The organism is Nocardioides flavus (ex Wang et al. 2016) (assembly GCF_014653115.1).
GTDB classification, from domain to species: Bacteria; Actinomycetota; Actinomycetes; order Propionibacteriales; family Nocardioidaceae; genus Nocardioides; species Nocardioides flavus.
In genome coordinates this window covers 23,180-40,861 of record NZ_BNAD01000005.1, presented here as the reverse complement: position 1 = coordinate 40,861, position 17,682 = coordinate 23,180, and the positions used below count along the sequence as shown (strand labels likewise).

The window sequence follows — 17,682 nt, the reverse complement described above, 5'->3', positions numbered from 1 at the left end:
AATCCGGGCCCGCTCGCCGCGGCGAAGGACGGGCATGCTCCTCGCCGACCGGGTCCGCGTCGAGCTGATCCGCGCCGGCGCCCGGTTCACCGTGTCCTACGGCGAGGGCCTGCGGTTCGCCGGCGGCGACCTGCCGCGCCCGACCCGGGTCCGCGTGGCGACGCGCCACGGGCGCGTCCCGGTGCTCCTCTACCGACCCGGCCCGGGACCGCTCCCGGTCCACGTGCACCTGCACGGCGGCGCCTTCCTGATGCGGCACCCCGGGATGGACGACTGGTGGTGCCGCTACGTCGCGGCGTCCGCCGGCGTGGTGGTCGCCAACGTCGACTTCGAGGTCGCCCCGCGGGTGGCGTACCCGGTGGCGCAGCACCAGGCCCACGACGTCGCCGCCCACCTCGCGGCGGACGGCACGCCGGTGTCCGTCGGCGGCTTCAGCTCGGGCGGGGCCTCGCCGCCTCGGTCGCGCTCCAGGCACGCGACTCGGGCTCCTTCGCCCCGACGCTGCAGGTGCTGGGCGTCCCGGCACTGGACCTGTCGGCCGAACCCCGCGACAGCGACCCGGGGATGGTCACGCCCGAGCTGCGACGGCTGGTCCGGCGCGCCTACTTCCCCGACCCGGCGACCCGACGCGAGCCGTACGCCTCCCCGTTGCTGGCCGAGGACCTGCGCGGGCTCCCGCCCGCCGTCGTGCTGACGGCCGAGCGCGACGTGCTGCGCGCGGAGGGCGATGCGTACGCCCACCGGCTGCGGGCCGCGGGCGTACGGGTGGTGCACGACGTGACCCCCGACGTCGACCACTACTTCCTCACCGAGGACCCGGTGCGGGCGCGGACCACGATGGCCATGGTGGCCGAGGAGATCCGCGCCGCTACACCTGCTCGCGACTGAGCGAGACCTGCGTGACCGTGATGGCGAGCGCCGCCTCGAGCGCGGCGACCGCCTGGTCGAGCTCGCCCGTGCGCGGCCTCCGGGTGCGGGCGAACCAGGCCACCTCCAGCGGCCGTCGACGCGCCGTGCCCGCGGCTCGCCAGAAGCCGGTGACCCGGCCGTCGACCAGCAGCGGCGGCAGCAGCATCCCGTTGGCGTCGTTCCACAGGCGTCGGTGGTGCTCGGGCGTGACGAACCGGTCGCGGACCCTCGAGTCGTAGCCGCACAGCAGGGCGTCGAACTCCGGCAGGAGGCGGACGCCCGGCAGGTCCCTCGGTGGCGGTGCGTCCGGGAGGTCCACGTACGTCCGACCGTCCGGGCCCTCCTCCTCGACCACGGTCAGGCCGGCGAGACCCTCCTCGACGGCGCGCAACGACATGCCCGACCACCACGCGACGTCGTGTCGCGAGGACGGGCCGTGGGCGGCGAGGTGCAGGCGGACGACGTCGGCGACCGTGGCCGCTCCGGTCCGCTCGAAGGTCGCGTAGACCGGCTTGCCCTGACCCTCCCACCTGTCGCCCGATGCCGGTCGCCGCACGAGGCCGCCGTGGGCGAATCCGAGGTAGCGCCCCGGCCCGGTCGCGGCTGCCTCCAGCGAGCCCGCGGCGTGACGGCGCAGCCAGTCGTCGACGTGGGCGCGCAGCTCCTCGGGCGTGCGCCACTCGCGCGCGAACTCCTCGACGGAGGTCCACAGCGCCGCGAGCTGGCCCTCGGCGAGGCCGAGCATCCGCGCCCAACGGGGGTGCTGCCCGATGCGGGTGGCTTCCGCGAGCACGGTGTAGGCCCGGGGGCTGGCGGTGTGGACCGTCCCGCGGATCGTGCTGCCCCGCACGATCGTCCCGGACCCGTACGCCTCGCTGACCTCGGCGTGGGTGGTGCCGGGGAACCGCGCGGCGAGACCGACGAAGGCGGAGCGCGCGGTCTGCGTCTGCATGTCGCCGATCGCGTGGACCCGCTCGGCCACCGTGCCCGGGTCCTCGGGGAACTGGCGGGCCAGTGAAGCGGCCGCCAGGTCGTCCCAGGTGAGCATGCCTGGAGCCTAGGTCGCGGGGAACCCCCCGGCCCGCAGGAGCGCCCCGGGCAGCTGCTTGCCGAGCCGTTCCTCGAGCCAGGTGGTCGTCGCGGTGGTGGCGGCCAGGTCGAGGCCGGTCGCCACCCCCATCCGGTCGAAGAGGTAGACGAGGTCCTCGGTCGCCACGTTGCCGGTCGCGTTGGGCGCGAACGGGCAGCCGCCGGCACCGCCGATGCTCGCGTCGAGGGCGCGGACCCCCGCCTCGAGTCCCGCGACGGCGTTGGCGACGCCGGTGTGGCGGGTGTCGTGCAGGTGCAGGCGCAGCGGCGTTCCGGCGGGGACGACCTCGGCCGCGATCCGCACGCGCGCCGTGACCTGGGGCGGCACGGCGACCCCTATGGTGTCGGCGAGGGAGACCTCGTCGGGCCCGGCGTCCGCGACGCGGCCCAGCACCTCGCGCAGCCGCTGCTCCGACACCTCTCCCTCGAAGGGGCAGCCGAAGGCCGCAGCCACGGTGACCGTGCTGAACACCCCCGCGGCACGAGCCCGCTCGACCAGCGTGGCAGCGAGGGTCGCGGCCTCCGCGGTCGACACCCCCTGGTTGCGCCGGCAGAAGGTGTCGGTCGCCACGACCACGACGTCGACCTCGTCGACACCGCCTGCCAGCGCCCGGTCGAGGCCGCGCTCGTTCATCACCAGCCCGGCGTAGCGCACTCCGTCGGGGCGGGGCAGTGCGGCCATCACGTCGTCTGCGTCGGCCATCTGCGGCACCCGTGCGGGGTTGACGAAGCTGGTGGCCTCGATGCGTCGAGCCCCTGCGGCGATGGCGCGCTCGACCAGCTCGACCTTGTCGGCCGTCGGGAGCAGGGTCGCCTCGTTCTGCAGGCCGTCGCGCGGAGCCATCTCCACGATCTCGACCGTCCGGCTCGCCGAGATCATGAGGTCCCCTCGAGGTAGGTGATGGCGGTGGGCTCGTCGACGACCTCGGCGTACTTCGTGCGCAGGTCGTGCAGGTTGGCCCAGTGCGGCTCCGGCGCACGGTCGCCGACGGCGTCCTCGACCACCAGCGGGACGAACCCGTGCTGGATGGCGTCCACGACGGTGGCACGGATGCAGCCGCTGGTGCTCACCCCCACCACGACGACCGTGTCGATGCCGCGCGCGTGCAGGGTCGTGGCCAGCGTGGTGCCGAAGAACGCGCTCGCGTACTGCTTGACGACCACCACCTCGTCGCCGCGCGGGGCCACCTCGGGCATCAGCTCTCCCATCGGCGAGTCGCCGACCAGCTGCGCCAGGGCCGGCACCTTGCGGAAGAAGACCCCGCCGTCGAGGCCGCCCGGACCGTAGGAGACCCGCGTGTGCACGACGGGCACGTCGTGCGCGCGGGCCGCCTCCAGCACGCGGGCGGCGCTGTGCAGGCACCCGTCGTCCGGCAGGTTCAGGGGGCTCGCCGGGTCGAAGTAGGCCCGCATCAGGTCGACGGCCAGCACCGTCGGGCGCGTCCCCGGTGTCAGCGTGGCGCCGAACGCCTCGGCGGCGGGGTGGCTCGTCATCGGGGGATGGGAGCCCGGGGAGCCGGCAGGCCGGTCTCCTCCAGGCAGTTCTCGAGGATGGTCTCCAGGGGCGGTCCCATGTCGAAGGTCGGCAGCGGGTGCGGACGGTCGGCGCCCAGCGTGCTGCGCAGCGACTCCGTCGCGGACACGTCGACGGTGCCGGAGTCGTCGCACACCACCCCGTACCGGCGGGCTCCCTCCGCGCTCACCAGGCCCCGCCTGACCTCGAGGCCGACCAGCTCGGGGTCGCGGGCGAGCGGGTCGCCCCACCCACCCCCGCCCCACGTGACGAAGTGCAGCAGGTCGCCCCGGCCCACCGGCACGTCGTGCACCTTGCTGCCCAGGACCTCTGTGGTGCCGTCGGCGCGCTCGAGCCACTTGCGTCCGCGGGCGCCGGGCTCGCCGCCGTTCACCCCCCACGGATAGGTCAGCCACCGGTCGTCGTGGATCGCGATGGTGCCGGCCTCGAGGAACCGGTAGGCCACGTCGACGCCGTTGCCGCCGCGGTGCAGGCCGGCCCCGCCGGTGTCGGCCACCGTCTCCCACCGCTCGATGCGCAGCGGGTAGTAGGACTCGAGGTACTCGCACGGGATGTTGACGAAGGACGGCCACAGCGAGTGCCCGTCCGGCCCGTCGCCGATGGGCCGACCCGGGATGCCGCCGAACCCGATCGAGTACAGCTGGAACCACTCGCCCTTGCGGTCGCCCTCGCCGTAGGTGCCGGAGTACATGAAGTGCGGCGAGGAGGAGAAGCCGGCGGCGTTGAGCAGGTCGGGGTTGGTCTGGCCGAGCAGCCCGCCGAAGAGGTCGAAGACCCGGCCGATGCCGTGGTTGCGGGCGTTGAGCGCCGCGGGGTACTGCGGCTTCCAGAAGGAGTCGTCGGGGATCACCACGTCGACGAGCGGGTAGAAGCCGTCGTTCCAGAGGATCTGCGGGTCGGCGACGGTGATCATGTAGATGCCGAAGAACATCCGCACGAGGTTCTCGTTGATGTAGTAGTTGATCGGCCCCTGTGCCTGCGGGCTGCTGCCGGTGAAGTCCAGCAGCACCTTGTCGCCGGTGCGGGTCAGGCTCAGCTTGAGCTCGTAGGGGCCGTAGCCGAGGCCGTCGTCGCAGATGTAGTCGGTGAAGGACAGGGTCTTGCCCTCCTCGAACACCATCGCCAGGAGCGTCTTCATCGCGCGGTAGTTGCGGTCGAGCAGCGCGTCGAGCGCCGAGTTGTAGGTGTCGACCCCGAACCGGGCGCACAGCTCCTGCACGCGCCTGGCGGCCGTACGGCACGCGGCGACGATGCCGTTGAGGTCGGCGCGGTTCCAGTCGGGCTTGCGCACCTGGTTGAGGATGATGCGCAGCGCGTCCTCGTCGAGCACGCCCTTCTTGTAGAGGCGGAACGGCGGGATGACCACTCCCTCCTCGAAGATCGTGCGCGCGTCGGTGGGCATCGACGCCGGGGTCTTGCCGCCGACGTCCGACATGTGCCCGAACATCGACGCCCAGCCGACGATGCGGCCGTCGAAGAAGATCGGCATGACGACCAGCCAGTCGTTGGCGTGGCTGATCGCGGCTCCGCAGGAGTAGGGGTCGGACGTCAGGAGGACGTCGCCCTCCTCGATGGTGCCGTCGAAGTTGTCGAGGAAGTCGGGGATGGAGAGCCCGAACTGGCCGACCATCATCTTGCCGTCGCGGTTGGCGATGAGCGGGAACTCGTCGTGCTGCTCGCGGATGCCGGGGGACAGTGCCGTACGGAACAGCACCTCGTCCATCTCGTAGCGGGCGTTGCGCAGCGCGTTCTCGACGAGGTCGAGGGTGACGAGGTCGACGTCGACCTGCTGCATGGGGGAGGTGTTGGTCTCGATCAGGCGTGCCATGGCTCAGCCCTCCTGGCTCTGGTCGACGGGTCGGATGAGGAGGCTGCCGCTCGGGTGCACCGCGGCGGCGTGGTCGCGGAGGACGAGCGTCGTGGAGTCCATCTCGGTGATGACGGCGGGTCCCACGACCACGTTGCCGGACTTGAGCAGGGATCGGTCGTAGACGTCGGCGTCGACCATGCCGCCGTCGGCCCAGATCTGGTGCTCCTGCACCCGGGCGGCCGACGGGTCGGTGTCGCCCTGCTCGAGCTCGACCGCTCCGACCTCCGGTCGCGGGGCGTCGGCGGTGGCGCGCAGCGTGACGAGCTCGTGCTCGGTGTCGAGGACGAAGGAGAACAGCCGGTCGTGCTCGGCGTCGAACGCCTTGGCGAGCGCGGCCAGGCCGCCGCCCGCGCCGTCGAAGGCGTCGATGTCGATCGCCACCGGGATCTCGAAGCCCTGGCCGTGGTAGCGCAGGTCGGCCGAGAAGGTCACCCGCAGGTCGTCCTCGGGCACTCCCTCGGCGGTGAGGGTGCCGCGAGCCGATGCCGACAGGTCGTCCAGGATCGCGCGCAGGCCGTCGTCGCTCAGCTCGGAGAAGCGACGCACCAGGGTGCGGACAGCCTCGTCGCGCAGGCTGGTGGTCGCGTCGCCGTAGGCGCAGAGCACACCCGGCGAGGGCGGGATGATGACGGGCCACGAGCCGGTCAGCCGTCCCAGCGCGTTGGCGTGCAGCGGGCCGGCGCCGCCGAAGGCGACGAGGGCGAAGTCGCGGGGGTCGAAGCCCTGCTGCACCGAGACCAGTCGCAGGGCGCCGAACATGTTCTCGTTGACGATGTCGATGATGCCGGCCGCCGCTGCCTCGACCGAGTCGAGCCCGGTCGCGTCGGCGATGGTCTTCACCGCGGTCCGCGCGGCCTCGGGGTCGAGCGTGACCTCACCGCCGGCGAGCGCGCTCGGCAGGTGGCCGAGCACCACGTTGGCGTCGGTCACGGTCGGCTCGGTGCCGCCGGCGGCGTACGCCGCGGGGCCGGGTGCCGCGCCGGCCGACTGCGGTCCGACGCGGAGCGCCTGGGTCAGCGGCGGGACGTGGGCGATCGAGCCGCCACCGGCGCCCACCGTGCGTACGTCGACCGACGTCGCGCGCACCTTGAGGTCGCCGACTGTCGTCTCGCGCCCGATGCGCGGCGTCAGGTCCTCGACCAGGGCTACGTCGGTCGACGTGCCGCCCATGTCGAAGGTGAGGAAGTTGCGGTGACCGGTCTGCGCCGCCACCCAGGCGGCCCCCGTCACGCCGCCCGCCGGGCCGGACAGCAGCAGGTTGACCGGGTTGTCCGAGGCGACCGCCGCGGAGACCAGGCCGCCGTCGCTGCGCAGGATGGACAGCGAGCCGCTGACGCCGGAGTCGCGCAGCTGGCCCTCCAGGTTGGCGACGTAGCGCTTGACCTGGGGCTGCACGGCCGCGTTGGCGACGGTGGTGATCGTCCGCTCGTACTCGCGCAGCTCGGGCAGCACCGACGACGACAGCGACACCGCGATGCCGGGCAGCTCCTCGGCGGCGATCTCGCCGACCCGCTGCTCGTGGGCGGGGTTGGCGTAGGAGTTGATGAGGCTGATGCTCAGCGCCTCGATGCCGCGACCGACCAGCGCGCGCAGCTGGGTGCGTACGTCGTCCTCGTCCAGCTCGTCGACGACGGCACCGTCGCTGCCGATCCGGCCGCGCACCTCCACCGTGTCCTCGAGGGCGGCGAGTGGCTCCGGCTTGGGCCAGATGATCCAGCCGGCCAGGCCGCCCGGGACGAACGACCGCGCGATCTGGAGCACCTGGCGGAAGCCGTGGGTCGTCACCAGGCCGACCCGGGCGCCCTTGCCCTCGAGGATCGCGTTGGTCGCGACCGTCGTCCCGTGGAACACGTCGCCGACCTCGCTCCGGTCGATGCCGGCGGCGGCGCAGGCCTGGTCGATGCCGCGCAGGACCCCGACGGACTGGTCCTCGGGCGTGGACGAGGTCTTGGCGCGGAACGTCGCGCCGGTGTCCTCGTCGATCAGCAGGATGTCGGTGAACGTGCCGCCCACGTCGACTCCGAGCCGGTAGGTCATGGGTGCTCTCCTAGGTGGACGAAGGTGGGAGGGTGGTGACGGGGTGGGTCAGATGACGCCGTCTGCGCGCAGGGACGACAGCTCGTCGTCGGTCAGGCCCAGCAGGTCGCGGTAGACCGCGTCGTTGTGCTCGCCCAGGGCCGGTCCGACGTGGCGGACCGATCCGGGGCTCTCCGAGAGCTTGGGGGCGACGTTGTGCATCGCGAACTCACCCAGGTCGGGGTGAGCGAGGCGGACGATGGCCTCGCGGGCGGCGAAGTGCTCGTCGGCGAGCATGTCCTTGGCGCGGAAGATGCGCCCGGCGGGCACGCCGCCGGCGTGCAGCCGCTCGAGGAGGTCGTCGGCGCCCACGGTGCTGCTCCACTCGGCGATCAACCCGTCGAGCTCCTCCATGTACTTCCCGCGGGCCCCGTGCGTGGCGTAGCGCTCGTGGGACGCGAGCTCCGGCTGGCCCATCACCTCGGCCAGCCGCCGGAACACGGTGTCCTGGTTGGCAGCGATGAGGACCATCTCGCCGTCGGCGGTGGGATAGACGTTGCTGGGCGAGACGTTGGGCAGCGTCGTGCCGGTCCGCTCGCGCTGGTAGCCGGCGACCTGCCACTCGGGCACGAGGGACTCCATCAGCGCCAGGACCGCCTCGTAGATCGCGGAGTCGACCACCTGGCCGCGTCCGGTGCGCCCGCGCTGGTGCAGCGCGACGAGGGTGCCGAGGCAGGCGAAGGTCGCGGCGAGCGAGTCGCCGAGCGACACCCCGGCGCGCGCCGGCGGCCGGTCCGGGTCGCCGGTGACGTAGCGGATGCCGCCCATCGCCTCGCCGATCGACCCGTAGCCGGCGCGGGAGGCGTACGGCCCGGTCTGGCCGAAGCCGGTGACCCGGGTGACGACCAGCCCGGGGTTGGTCTCCCACAGGGTCTCGGGGGCCAGGCCCCAGCGCTCGAGGGTGCCGGGACGGAAGTTCTCGATGAGCACGTCGGCGTCGGCCACCAGGCGGCGGACCAGGTTCTGGCCGCGCTCGGTGCGCAGGTCGGCGGTGACGGACATCTTGTTGCGTGCCACGACGGGCCACCAGAGCGACTGCCCGTAGGGCTTCTCGCGCCCCCACTGCCGCATCGGGTCGCCGTGAGCGGGGTCCTCCACCTTGATCACCTGGGCACCGAAGTCCCCGAGGAGCTGTCCGCAGAACGGGCCCGCCAGGAGCTGGCCGAGCTCGACGACGCGCAGGTCGTCGAGGGGGAGGGGAGCGGATGACGTCACGTCACGCCCTTTCGTATGCAAACCGGTGCGTCGGTGTGAGGCAGGTCATAGTGCGTCTGCCGAAGGTATCCACGAGATCGGGAGAGCGTCAATGGCACGGTTCGAAATTGCATACAATGAGGACGAACCGTCCTGCTGCTACCGTTCGCGACCATGACCCAGGGAGCGGGCTCCGAGGCGGGCACGGACGCGGGCAAGGCGGCCGAGGTCACCTACCTGGCCATCCGCCGCCAGATCCTCAGCGGCGAGCGCGCGGGCGGCGAGTGGCTGCGCGAGGGCGACCTCGCCGCCGTCATCGGCGTGAGCCGTACGCCGGTGCGCGAGGCGTTGCGCCGCCTGGCCGCCGAGGGGCTCGTGCGGCACGAGCCCAACCGCGGGGTCCAGGTCGAGGCCTGGGGGGTCGACGACCTCGACGAGATCTTCAGCCTGCGCTCCCAGCTCGAGCCGTGGGGCTGTGGTCTCGCCGCGAGCACCGGCCTCGCCGACCTCGAGGCGCTGGCCGAGCTGGCAGACCGGATGGACGAGGAGGCGCGGCGCGCCCCGCCGGACCTCGACGCGATCACCGAGCTCAACAACCGCTTCCACCGCGCGATCCTCGAGGCCTCGGGCAACGGCCGGCTGGTGGGCCTGGTGTCGACGGTCGTGGAGGTGCCGCTGGTGTGGCGCACCTTCTCGCACTACTCGAGCGAGGCGATGCGCCGCAGCCTGGCGCACCACCACGAGATCGTGCAGGCGCTGCGCGCCGGCGACCCCGAGTGGGCGGAGTCGGTGATGCGCTCGCACGTGCGAGCAGCGTGGGCGAGCCTGCGCGAGGAGCACCTCGACCCGGAGCAGGGGCCCTCCTAGCCTCGCAGCGGGCCTCCGGTGCGGCCGTAGGACTCGGCGACGATCTCCGCCACCACGGACAGAGCGATCTCGCCGGGGCCCTTGCCGCCCAGGTCGTGACCGGCCGGCACATGCAGCGTGCTGACGTCCACGCCCTCGGCGACGAGGTCCTCGACGAGCCCGGCCGCCCGACCGCGGCTGGCCATCATCGCGACGTACGACGCCTCCGAGGCGAGCGCCGCTCGGAGCACGGAGGGCGCGTCCGGGGCGTCGTGGTCACAGAGCACCACCGCGTCGCCCGGCTGCGCGTCGAGGCCCGGTCCGCCGTCGTCGGCCGCCTCCACCACGACCGTGCGCCCGACAGTGGACGCGATCGCGGCGATGCTGCGGGCGATCGGGTTGTCGGTGAGGACCAGGATGCGGCCGTGCCCGACGTGGGAGTCGGACCACGGCTGCTCACGCTCGCTGCGCTCGCTCATGCCCGGCAGCCTAGGCTCGCCGCATGCCCGTCGCCATCCCTCCGGGACTGCTGGCCCAGCGGGCGCTCGGGGACGACTGGGGCCGCTGGCTCGACCGGCTGCCGCGCCTCGCGGACGAGGTGCTCGCCGACTGGCGGCTGCGGCCGACCGGCGCCAGCCTGCACGGCCACTGCTCGCTGGTGCTCCCGGTGGCCGACGCCGACGGGGAGCCCGGCGCCCTCAAGGTCGCCTTCGACGGTGACGAGGAGTCCCTGCACGAGGGGCTCGCGCTCCAGCGCTGGGCGGGTCGCGGGGGCGTACGCCTGCGACGGGCCGACCCGCACCGGCGGGCGCTGCTGCTCGACTGGCTCCCCGGCCCGGACCTCGGCGACGTGTGGGACGTGGAGGCGTGCGAGGTGGTGGGCGACCTCTACGCACAGCTCCACGTGCCCGCGCTGCCCCGGCTGGCGAGCGTCGCGTCGTACGTCGAGCGCTGGCTGCGTGAGCTTGAGGGGCTCGGGCGCGACAGCCCCGTCCCGCGGAGGTACGTCGAGCAGGCGCTCTCGCTGGGCCCGGACCTGCTGGCGCCCGAGGGTGACCCGGTGGTGGTGCACGGGGACCTCCACTACGCCAACGTGATGGCGGACGCGGCAGGGGAGTGGCTCGCCATCGACCCCAAGCCGATGGCCGGCGACCCGCACTACGAGCCGGCCCCGATGCTCTGGAACCGGATGGACGAGCTGCGCGGCCCGGGTGCCGTCGGCTCCGTGCGTGAGGGCCTGCGGCGGCGCTTCCACGCCCTCGTCGACGCGGCCGGCCTCGACGAGGACAGGGCGCGCGACTGGGTCGTCGTCCGCATGGTCCTCAACGCCGGCTGGGCCGTCCAGGACGCCCGGCGCGCGGGTCGCGGGCTCGACGCGGACGAGCAGGACTGGATCACCCGCTGCATCGCGATCACGAAGGCCGTGCAGGACTGAAACCGGCGCCGGATGGGCCGAAAGTCGGCTTCTTCGGCACTCCTCGTGAGAATTCGCCGTGTTTGCTACCGCTCGGTAAACCCCGTGATCTAGGTTACAGCCCAAGTCAGCAGCCAGCCCCGCTGTGTGGCGCCCCCCGCGCCGCCCTCCGACGAATGAAGTAGGTAACAGATGCCGACCACGATCGACACGAGCTTCCTCGACACGATGCCGCCCAACGTGGCCGTCCAGTTCTTCGACCGGGTCGCCGCGACCCCCGACGCGGAGGCCTTCCGGTTCCCGCGCGGCGAGGCCTGGGAGTCCGTCACCTGGAAGCAGGCCGGTGACAAGATCGAGGCACTCGCCGCCGGCCTGATCGCGCTGGGCGTCGAGCCCGAGCAGCGCGTCGGGATCGCGTCCGGCACCCGCTACGAGTGGATCCTCGCCGACCTCGCCATCATGTGCGCGGCAGGTGCCACCACGACCGTCTACCCGACCACCAACGCCGAGGACACCGTCTACATCCTCGGTGACTCCGAGAGCCGGGTCGTCTTCGCCGAGGACGACGAGCAGCTGGCCAAGCTCACCGCCCACCGCTCCGAGCTCCCGCACGTGAGCAAGGTCGTGACCTTCGACGGCAAGGCCGACGGCGACTGGGTGATCACGCTCGACGACCTCGCCGCGCTGGGCGCGGAGAAGCTCGCCGAGCAGCCCGACATCGTGCGCACCACCTCGCAGGCGATCCGCCCCGACCAGCTCGCGACCCTCATCTACACCTCCGGCACGACCGGGCGCCCCAAGGGCGTGCGGCTGCGGCACTCCTCGTGGGTCTACGAGGGCGAGGCCATCCGCGCGCAGGGCATCCTGTCCGAGAGCGACCTCGAGTTCCGCTGGCTGCCGATGGCCCACTCGTTCGGCAAGGTGCTCATGTCGACGCAGATGGCGTGCGGCTTCGCCGCCGCGATCGACGGCCGCGTCGACAAGATCGTCGACAACCTGGGCGTGGTGAAGCCGACCTTCATGGGTGCGGCACCGCGCATCTTCGAGAAGGCGCACGGTCGCATCGTCACCATGCAGGCCGCCGAGGGCGGGGCCAAGGAGAAGCTCTTCAAGGCCGCATTCGCCACCGGCCTCGAGGTCGAGCGCCTCAAGCGCGAGGGCAAGTCGGTGCCGATCGGGCTCAAGGTCAAGCACGGCCTGTTCGACAAGCTGGTCTTCAGCAAGGTGCGCGACCGCTTCGGCGGACGCGTCCGCTTCTTCATCTCCGGTGCGGCGGCGCTCAACCGCGACATCGCCGAGTGGTTCGGTGCGGCCGGCATCAAGATCCTCGAGGGCTACGGCCTCACCGAGACCTCCGCGGGCTCCTTCGTCAACCACCCCGACCGCAACAAGTTCGGCACGGTCGGGCCGGTGTTCCCCGGGAGCGAGGTCAAGCTCGGCGACAACGACGAGGTCATGATCAAGGGCCCCGGCGTCATGGACGGCTACCACAACCTCCCCGAGGAGACCGCCCGGACGCTCACCAGCGACGGCTGGCTGCACACGGGTGACAAGGGCGCGCTCGACGAGGACGGGCACCTGGTCATCACCGGCCGCATCAAGGAGCTCTTCAAGACCTCCGGCGGCAAGTACATCGCCCCGCCGGCGATCGAGTCGAAGTTCAAGGCCGTGTGCCCCTACGCCAGCCAGTTCATGGTGTTCGGCGAGGACCGCAACTACTGCGTCGCCCTCGTCACGCTCGACCCCGACGCGATGGCGGGCTGGGCCGAGGCCAACGGCATGAGCGGTGCGTCCTACACCGAGATCGTCCAGTCCGACGCCGTCCAGGCGATGGTCGCCGGCTACATCGACGAGCTCAACAGCAACCTCAACCGCTGGGAGACCATCAAGAAGTGGAAGCTCCTCGACCACGACCTCACGGTCGAGTCCGGTGAGCTGACCCCGTCGATGAAGGTCAAGCGCAACGTGGTGCAGGACAACCACCAGGCGCTGATCGACGAGATGTACGCCTGAGCTCCGTCCACGAGCGGGTGCCGGTGGGAGACCACTGGCACCCGTTCGGCGTTTCGGGCGTGGTTGGATACCGGCGTGCCCCCCGCTCAACCCGACGGCGACGTCGCGCCCGAGGACGGCCTGCTCCCCGACGAGGCGTGGGCCGAGTTCGGCAGCAAGCCGTTCGGTCTCTACGTCCACGTGCCGTTCTGCTCGGTCCGCTGCGGCTACTGCGACTTCAACACCTACACCGCCCACGAGCTCGGTGACGAGGTCGGGGCCAGCCGGTCGTCGTACGCCGAGGCCGCGATCCGCGAGATCCGGTTCGCCCGCCACGTGCTCGGCCACCGCGACGTCAAGATCGAGACGATCTTCTTCGGCGGCGGGACTCCGACACTGCTCAAGCCGGCCGACCTCGGGGCCATCGTGGCCAGCGCCGCGGCCGAGTTCGGCCTGGCCGACGACGTCGAGATCACCACCGAGGCCAACCCCGACAGCGTTGCCGCGTGGGACCTCGAGGAGCTCCGCACGGCAGGCTTCAACCGGATCAGCTTCGGCATGCAGTCCGCGGTCGACCACGTGCTGCGCACGCTGGACCGCACCCACGACCCGATGCGGGTGCCCGCGGCGGTCGAGTGGGCGCGGCAGGCGGGCTTCGACGACGTCTCGCTCGACCTGATCTACGGCACGCCGGGGGAGTCGCTCGCCGACTGGGAGACGTCGGTGGACGTGGCGCTCGACTGCCGCCCCGACCACGTCTCGGCCTACTCGCTCATCGTCGAGGAGGGCACCGCCATGGGCCGGCAGGTCGCCCGCGGCGAGCTGCCGATGCCCGACGAGGACGACCTGGCCGACAAGTACCACCTCGTCGACGAGAAGCTCGCGGCCGCGGGGATGAGCTGGTACGAGGTGTCCAACTGGGCCACCTCGCCCGACCACTGGTGCCGCCACAACCTGCTCTACTGGACCGGCGGGCACTGGTGGGGAGTGGGCCCCGGCGCCCACTCGCACGTGGGCGGGGTGCGCTGGTGGAACGTCAAGCACCCGGCGGCCTACGCCGAGCGACTCGCGCGCGGCGTCTCGCCCGCCCTGGCCCGCGAGGTGCTCGGCTATCGCGACCAGCGGGTCGAGCGGATCATGCTGGAGATCCGGCTGGTCGAAGGGCTCCCGGTCACGGCGCTCGACGCCTCCGGCCGCTCGCACGTCGCCCGACTCGTGGCCGACGGGCTCGTGGAGCTCGCCACCGAGCGCCTGGTGCTCACCCAGCGCGGCCGGCTCCTCGCCGACGCGGTGATCCGCGACCTGACCGACTGACCCGGCCCTACCTCCTCGAAACCATGATGCCTTCGGTGGTTGAGGTCCGAGCGGAGCGAGCCTCGAAACCATGATGCCTTCGGTGGTTGAGGTGCGAGCGGAGCGAGCCTCGAAACCATGATGCCTTCGGTGGTTGAGGTGCGAGCGGAGCGAGCCTCGAAACCACGTCATCCACAGAAGCAGCCGGAGGTCTGTCCTCGGTGGCTGGCGCGGACGACGATCCAAGGATGCCCTTCGTCTACATGCTCCGGTGCGCCGACGGTTCCTACTACGTCGGCAGCACGCGCAGCCTCGAACTGAGACTGTTCCAGCACAACTCGGACAAGGACGGGTGCGCCTACACGCGTACCCGGCGCCCGGTCGCCCTGGTGTGGCACGCAGAGGTCGAGAACGTCGGTCAGGCGTACAGCCTCGAGAAGCAGATCCAGGGCTGGGGTCGCAAGAAGCGCGAGGCGCTGATCAACGGGGACTTCGAGATCCTGCCGCACCTGTCATCGCGTCGCGGCGGGAAGCCACTCTCTGGGCGCTGAGGTGCGAGGTCACGCACGTGCTGGGCTCGCAGGTTTCGAGGCTCGTCGCTAGCGCTCCTCGCACCTCAACCAGCGAGAGGAAGCGCACTGGCTCCTCGCACCTCAACCAGCGAGAGGAAGCGCACTGGCTCCTCGCACCTCAACCAGCGAGAGGAAGCGCACTGGCTCCTCGCACCTCAACCAGCGAGAGGAAGCGCACCGGCCGTCGCTTCGCTCAGGGTTGGGTCGTGAAGTCGATGAGCTCCTCGACGCGACCGAGGAGGGCGGGCTCGAGGTCGGCGAAGGACGTGACCCGGCCGAGGACGTGCTTCCAAGCCCGGGCGATGTCGGCCTGGTCGCGGTGCGGCCAGCCCAGCTGCTGGCAGGTGCCGGTCTTCCAGTCGATGCCCTTCGGGACGTGCGGCCACCGCGGGATGCCGAGCCGGTCGGGCTTGACCGCCTGCCAGATGTCGATGAACGGGTGCCCGACGACGAGCACGTGCTTGCCGATGGGGGAGCGGGCGATGCCCTGCGCGATGCGGGCCTCCTTGGACCCCGGGACGAGGTGGTCGACCAGCACGCCGACGCGACGCTGCGGGCCCGGCCCGAAGTCGCGCAGGTGGTCGGCGAGGTCGTCGACACCGCCGAGGTACTCCACGACGACGCCCTCGATGCGCAGGTCGTCGCCCCAGACCTTCTCGACGAGCTCGGCGTCGTGCCGGCCCTCGACGAAGATGCGGCTCGCCCGCGCGACGCGGGCCCGCGCGTTGGGCACCGCGACCGAGCCCGACGCCGTACGGGTGGGGACGGCGGGTGCGCCCGCGCGGACCGGACGGGTGAGGATCACCGGCCTGCCCTCGAGCAGGAAACCGGGCCCCAGCGGAAACGTGCGCCGCTTGCCGCGGCGGTCCTCCAGCGTCAGAGTGTCGATGTCGCGGTCGATCGCGACGACCTCGCCGCACCAGTCGGTCGTCACCTCCTCGACGACCATGCCGAGCTCGGTGGGCGTCTCGGTGGCGCGGCCGTTCCTCGGGGCGCGCCAGTCGCCGGAGAGGACGTCGGTTCCGTAGCGATCCGTGGGCACTGGGCTACGTTAGGCGCCGACGGCTCGACGACGGGGGTGGCACGCCGTGCAGCCACGCACGACCACGAACACGACTGACCAGGTGGCCGCGCCGGCTCCCGTACGCCGCTCCTGGGGCCAGCGTCTCCGCGCGCGCCTGCGTGGGGCCTACGAGGAGGACGGTGTCTTCCGCCCCGTACGCCTGCCGCTGTGGATCGACCTGGGGGTCTCGGCCCTGATCGTGCTCGCCGCAGCCGCGTCCTTCGTCGGCTTCTTCGCGTGGCTCGCCCACACGCAGGGACGTTGAGATGGGCACGCGTCGACGCACGACCCAGCACAAGGACATCGCCCGGTCGTTCGGCGGGCGCAGCGGCTTCGTGTCCGAGGAGCTCGACCGGGGTGGGTGCCCGCCCGAGCAGATGAGCCGCGCCGAGCGGACGCTGGCGTGGTGGCAGTGGTCGGACTCGGCCAACCACTACGAGGACTATGCCGACGACAACCACTTCCGGCTCAATCGCCTCGTCCCGTCGGTCGACCTGCTGGTGGCGATCGCGATCGTCGTGCTCTTCGTCGGCGGCTACGGCGCGTTCATCGCCTGTCTGGCGCTGACCCGCTAGCCGTCGCCCTGCGTGGGGGCCTGGCTCGCGCCGTCGTCGTTGCCCAGGTCCTCCTGGGTGGCGTCCATCTCGAGCTCCTCGCGGCTCTTGGTCGCCTCGTCGTCGGGATCGAGCGGCTCGGCCAGGGGGTTGTCCTCGCCGGGCTGCAAGTCCTCGGGCAGCTGGTCGTCCGAGATCCCCCCGAGCGTCGCGCCCTCAGGAGACGCGGTGTCGCCGGAGTGGTCGGAGTCGGCGGGGCTCGTTCCGCTCCCGGCCTGGGGGGTGTCGGTCGACTCGGTGTTCTCGCTCATGACCCAGTCCTACCGAGGTGCGAGCGACCCGGCCAGCCCCATGGGGGTGGGACGCGCGGTGGGACGCTGGGTGGGACGATCAGGCCAGCGGTAGGCGCTTCTGGCTGCGGGGCAGGTGCTCGTAGCCGCGGCGTACGGCGCTCTCCAGCAGCGCGGGGTCCCACGGCCAGTCGCCCTGCGCGAGCGCCTGCGACTGCGGCACCCCGCGCGAGGCGAGGTCGCGGATGGTCTCGGCGACCACGCCGAGCTCGAAGCGCTGGTCCTGCACGAAGGTCTTGTCGACGACGCGGCCGTGGCCCGGGACCACGACGGTGTCGTCCGTCATCAGCCCGAGCACGAGGTCGAGCGTCGTCGGCCACTCCAGCGGCCAGGAGTCGTCTCCGATGGCGGGCGGGTCGGACTCCTCGACGAGGTCGCCACCCACCACCACGTCCGCGTCGGGCACGCGTACGACGAGGTCGCCCGCCGTGTGCCCGCGACCGGGGTGGATGAGCTCGACGGCCCGGTCGCCGAGGTCGAGCTGCACCGCCGACGCGAAGGTGCTCGTGGGGAGGCGGAGCGTGGTGGCGAGGATCTCCTCGCTGCGCGGGTGCTCGGGATCCTGCTCGTGGCGCTCGAAGGTGGCCGCGGCGGACGCCTCCATGTGCTCGGCCGCCCAGTCCGTCGCGTGGATGGGGAGGTCGCCGAACTGCTCGACCATCGTGGCGTTGCCGAAGTGGTGGTCCCAGTGCTCGTGGGTGTTGACCAGCCCGGTCAGCGGACCGACGCCCAGCCGGCGCACGTCGTCGGCGACGACCCGCGCCTCGGCGGCGGACCCGTGCGTGTCGACCATGAGGAGGCCGTCGGACCCGCCGACCAGCGTGATGTTGACGTGCATCCAGTCGTAGTGCGCCACCCACACGCGCGGGGCGACCTCGGTGAAGCGGGGGGCGGTGTCGGGCATGTCGGCGAGGGTACGGACTCCT

General features: G+C 72.1%; 17 protein-coding genes and 1 pseudogene. 8 read left to right on the top strand and 10 right to left on the bottom strand.

Annotation, left to right across the window (positions count from 1 at the left end):
• Positions 1–34 precede the first annotated feature (34 nt).
• Positions 35–888, top strand: a pseudogene (locus IE200_RS10645) (alpha/beta hydrolase fold domain-containing protein).
• Here IE200_RS10645 and IE200_RS10640 read toward each other — a convergent pair.
• The 6 genes from IE200_RS10640 to IE200_RS10615 are packed head-to-tail and all read right to left on the bottom strand — an operon-like array spanning position 869 to position 8,693.
• Positions 869–1,957, bottom strand: a complete 1,089-nt coding sequence (locus tag IE200_RS10640) for a winged helix DNA-binding domain-containing protein (RefSeq protein ID WP_191279460.1) — start codon at positions 1,955–1,957, stop codon at positions 869–871. The pseudogene IE200_RS10645 and the gene IE200_RS10640 overlap by 20 nt on opposite strands.
• A gap of 9 nt (positions 1,958–1,966) precedes the next feature.
• On the bottom strand, positions 1,967–2,878 hold the full coding sequence (locus IE200_RS10635; RefSeq protein WP_191279459.1) for a hydroxymethylglutaryl-CoA lyase: 912 nt from the start codon (positions 2,876–2,878) through the stop codon (positions 1,967–1,969).
• Positions 2,875–3,492 (bottom strand): isochorismatase family protein, encoded by a 618-nt coding sequence (locus IE200_RS10630; RefSeq protein ID WP_191279458.1) that lies wholly within the window; start codon positions 3,490–3,492, stop codon positions 2,875–2,877. Before IE200_RS10630 ends, IE200_RS10635 begins: the two co-directional genes overlap by 4 nt.
• The gene (locus tag IE200_RS10625; RefSeq protein WP_191279457.1) at positions 3,489–5,360 is read right to left on the bottom strand and encodes a hydantoinase B/oxoprolinase family protein; all 1,872 of its coding nucleotides are present in this window, start codon (positions 5,358–5,360) and stop codon (positions 3,489–3,491) included. The genes IE200_RS10630 and IE200_RS10625 overlap by 4 nt, the downstream gene beginning before the upstream one ends.
• A 3-nt stretch (positions 5,361–5,363) precedes the next feature.
• On the bottom strand, positions 5,364–7,439 hold the full coding sequence (locus IE200_RS10620; protein WP_191279456.1) for a hydantoinase/oxoprolinase family protein: 2,076 nt from the start codon (positions 7,437–7,439) through the stop codon (positions 5,364–5,366).
• A gap of 48 nt (positions 7,440–7,487) precedes the next feature.
• On the bottom strand, positions 7,488–8,693 hold the full coding sequence (locus tag IE200_RS10615; RefSeq protein WP_191279455.1) for a CaiB/BaiF CoA transferase family protein: 1,206 nt from the start codon (positions 8,691–8,693) through the stop codon (positions 7,488–7,490).
• Positions 8,694–8,846: 153 nt separating this feature from the next.
• Between IE200_RS10615 and IE200_RS10610 the strand changes: the two genes are divergently transcribed.
• Positions 8,847–9,539: a GntR family transcriptional regulator gene (locus tag IE200_RS10610; RefSeq protein ID WP_191279454.1), complete on the top strand. Its 693-nt coding sequence runs from the start codon at positions 8,847–8,849 to the stop codon at positions 9,537–9,539.
• Here the strand turns inward: IE200_RS10610 and IE200_RS10605 are convergent.
• On the bottom strand, positions 9,536–9,997 hold the full coding sequence (locus tag IE200_RS10605) for an XdhC family protein (protein ID WP_191279453.1): 462 nt from the start codon (positions 9,995–9,997) through the stop codon (positions 9,536–9,538). The genes IE200_RS10610 and IE200_RS10605 overlap by 4 nt on opposite strands.
• 23 nt (positions 9,998–10,020) lie before the next feature.
• Here IE200_RS10605 and IE200_RS10600 point away from each other — a divergent pair, with 23 nt between their 5' ends.
• The 4 genes from IE200_RS10600 (at position 10,021) to IE200_RS10585 (ending at position 14,768) form a co-directional block, all read left to right on the top strand.
• Positions 10,021–10,953: an aminoglycoside phosphotransferase family protein gene (locus tag IE200_RS10600; protein WP_191279452.1), complete on the top strand. Its 933-nt coding sequence runs from the start codon at positions 10,021–10,023 to the stop codon at positions 10,951–10,953.
• A gap of 171 nt (positions 10,954–11,124) precedes the next feature.
• Positions 11,125–12,945 carry an AMP-dependent synthetase/ligase gene (locus IE200_RS10595; protein ID WP_191279451.1) on the top strand — a complete coding sequence of 607 codons (1,821 nt, stop codon included), beginning with the start codon at positions 11,125–11,127 and terminating at the stop codon, positions 12,943–12,945.
• A gap of 75 nt (positions 12,946–13,020) precedes the next feature.
• The gene (hemW, locus tag IE200_RS10590) at positions 13,021–14,238 is read left to right on the top strand and encodes a radical SAM family heme chaperone HemW (RefSeq protein WP_191279450.1); all 1,218 of its coding nucleotides are present in this window, start codon (positions 13,021–13,023) and stop codon (positions 14,236–14,238) included.
• A gap of 227 nt (positions 14,239–14,465) precedes the next feature.
• Positions 14,466–14,768 (top strand): GIY-YIG nuclease family protein, encoded by a 303-nt coding sequence (locus tag IE200_RS10585; protein ID WP_191279449.1) that lies wholly within the window; start codon positions 14,466–14,468, stop codon positions 14,766–14,768.
• A 214-nt stretch (positions 14,769–14,982) separates the two neighbouring features.
• On the opposite strand, the gene IE200_RS10580 is transcribed toward IE200_RS10585, so the two are convergent.
• Entirely contained in the window at positions 14,983–15,831 is an 849-nt protein-coding gene (locus tag IE200_RS10580) for a DUF3097 domain-containing protein (RefSeq protein ID WP_191279448.1), read from the bottom strand.
• An 82-nt stretch (positions 15,832–15,913) separates the two neighbouring features.
• On the opposite strand from IE200_RS10580, the gene IE200_RS10575 reads away from it, so the two are divergent.
• Together IE200_RS10575 and IE200_RS10570 are read left to right on the top strand one after the other, a co-directional pair.
• Entirely contained in the window at positions 15,914–16,117 is a 204-nt protein-coding gene (locus IE200_RS10575) for a hypothetical protein (protein ID WP_191279447.1), read from the top strand.
• A gap of 1 nt (position 16,118) precedes the next feature.
• Entirely contained in the window at positions 16,119–16,427 is a 309-nt protein-coding gene (locus tag IE200_RS10570; protein ID WP_191279446.1) for a hypothetical protein, read from the top strand.
• Here the strand turns inward: IE200_RS10570 and IE200_RS10565 are convergent.
• Positions 16,424–16,717, bottom strand: a complete 294-nt coding sequence (locus IE200_RS10565) for a hypothetical protein (RefSeq protein WP_191279445.1) — start codon at positions 16,715–16,717, stop codon at positions 16,424–16,426. The genes IE200_RS10570 and IE200_RS10565 overlap by 4 nt on opposite strands.
• A 79-nt stretch (positions 16,718–16,796) precedes the next feature.
• Positions 16,797–17,660: an MBL fold metallo-hydrolase gene (locus IE200_RS10560; RefSeq protein WP_229856384.1), complete on the bottom strand. Its 864-nt coding sequence runs from the start codon at positions 17,658–17,660 to the stop codon at positions 16,797–16,799.
• Positions 17,661–17,682 lie beyond the last annotated feature (22 nt).